The organism is Streptomyces sp. NTD91, from assembly GCF_059510455.1.
The window spans coordinates 1-233 of sequence record NZ_JCAJZW010000210.1 but is presented as its reverse complement, the minus strand read 5'-3'; the positions used below and the strand labels follow the sequence as shown (position 1 = coordinate 233).

Here is a 233-nt window from a genome sequence, read left to right as displayed (position 1 = left end):
TCGGTGAGGGCGGGTTCGACCCGCTTGGCGAGGACCTTGCCGAGTTCCACGCCCCACTGGTCGAAGGAGTCGATGTTCCACACCGCGCCCTGCACGAACACCTTGTGCTCGTAGAGGGCGATCAGCTGGCCCAGGACGGACGGGGTGAGCTCGCCGGCGAGGATCGTGGTGGTGGGGTGGCCGCCGCGGAAGGTGCGGTGTGCCACCTGCTCCTCGGGGACGCCCTCCGCCCG

The 233-nt window shown here is 70.4% G+C and carries 1 protein-coding gene; it reads right to left on the bottom strand.

The window, feature by feature from the left end; all coding sequences use genetic code 11:
• The coding region (locus AC5WRT_RS39265; protein WP_496098995.1) for a phosphoglucose isomerase-related protein at positions 1–233 on the bottom strand (233 nt) is incomplete at both ends.